Annotated in this window: 1 pseudogene; it reads right to left on the bottom strand. The window is 40.4% G+C overall.

Features of this window, described 5'->3' with window-relative positions:
- Window positions 1-1,295: pseudogene (locus K8089_RS15970) on the bottom strand (hypothetical protein); the annotation flags it as partial.
- Window positions 1,296-1,724 lie beyond the last annotated feature (429 nt).

Here is a 1,724-nt window from a genome sequence, read left to right as displayed (position 1 = left end):
GAACAATTATCTACTCCCACTGGAGCAGTCCATGTTACTGCAGCGCCACAAATACCAGGATCGTTATTTACTGTAATATCTCCTGGGCACGTAATTACAGGGTCTTCATTGTCTTCAACTGTTATTACAGTAGTACAAGTAGCCGTTTGGCCGTTGCCATCATCTGCGGTCCACATAACTGTAGTAACTCCTTTGGGAAGTACTTCCCCATCAAGGGTGGCTGTTCCGTTGTAATTGTTAATAATTGTTCCGCCAGTACAATTATCTGTAAATGTTGCGTCAAACTCGGTACCTGCAACAGTGTACTCACAAACCCCTGGATTTGTGTCGCGCGTTCCATCAGCCTTACAAGTTATAACTGGATCTATATCGTCCGCTACAGTAACTATAGCAGTACACGTATCTGTAACGCCATCGCTATCGGTAACTGTAAGTGTAACTGTATTTGCTCCTATGTTGGTGCAATCAAATGTATTAATATCTATAGATAAGGTTACAGGTCCTTCTGCATCACTACTGCCTCCATCCACTTGTGCGGGAACAATCGTTACATTTCCAGAACCGTCTAACTGCACTGTTATGTTTTGGCACACGGCTGTTGGTGGTGTATTAGTAACACAGCTACCAAATTCAAAATTTTCAAATAATTCACCAACAGCGCCAGTGCCCTCGAGTTCTATTCTTCCAATAGGTATATCGCTAATCACACCAAAAAAGTTTTCGGTATTGGAAGGGTTTACCAATGTAAATGTGTCAGTTAAAAGTCCTACAGAATCATATACACGGAAGACTGTACTGCCTGAAAAACCCATAATATCCATACCAGCGGAAGTTACAGTAGGGTCTGTAAATGTAATTATAGTAAATGAAGAGAATTGATCGGCTCCAACTGCATCACTTGTATTTCCGACTGCTCCTGTTCCCAATGCTACGACATTTCCAAAAGATGAAGTAACAACAAAACCAGAAATTATTTCCCCTGGAGGGTAGCAGGTACTACCTGCATTACTAATCTCGGTACAGCCAATTATTGCTCCTGGAAGTGGCCCCCCTGTAAAATCTTCCAAGGGTAATCCAGCGCAAGCTGCTTGAAACGCAGCTCTAGAAGTAAAAGTTGATGTAACCAGGCTGGTATGCACAGCAACTATTTCGCTTTGCCTATTTAAAGGTGCCTCACTGTGGTTATTTGCTAAAGTAGATAAATCTGCATCCATAAAGGATGTTGATTCCTGTGCTTGTAAGGAACCTATACAGCATATTAATACGAATAATAATAAAAAGGTAATTTTCTTCATAATTGTTTTGTTTGGCTTTGGATAGTTTATATTAAGCACTAATCTTTAATGGTTAATACAGTTTAGTTTCAGTTAGCAATTTAACGTCAATTAAATTGATATAACATAGGTGTTACTACGTAAATGTGTACGTAGTAGCTTGTGCATTAGGCTTTCATGCGGTGTAAATAGGTTTTGCGCTGTGTCTTCTGCAATATTTTAAATAGTAAAACAGATGTTTCTTGTGTCCCCCAACTCCAATGGGGAGCGAGTTCGTCTTCGTGTCATGTCTTTTCATGAATCCTGTTTCCTGAGTCCCGTCTCAAATCTCACATCTCACATCTCAAATCTAAAGCGTCCTACGTCATTCTCACCCCATCACCACACGCTCCTTCCCCTTCTAAATATTTTAATTTAAAAGAAAGAAGGTTAATTCAGGGGAAGGTGGCC

This window comes from Aequorivita vitellina, assembly GCF_022008365.1.
Lineage (GTDB): Bacteria > Bacteroidota > Bacteroidia > Flavobacteriales > Flavobacteriaceae > Aequorivita > Aequorivita vitellina.
This window is presented reverse-complemented; position numbering and strand designations above follow the sequence as displayed.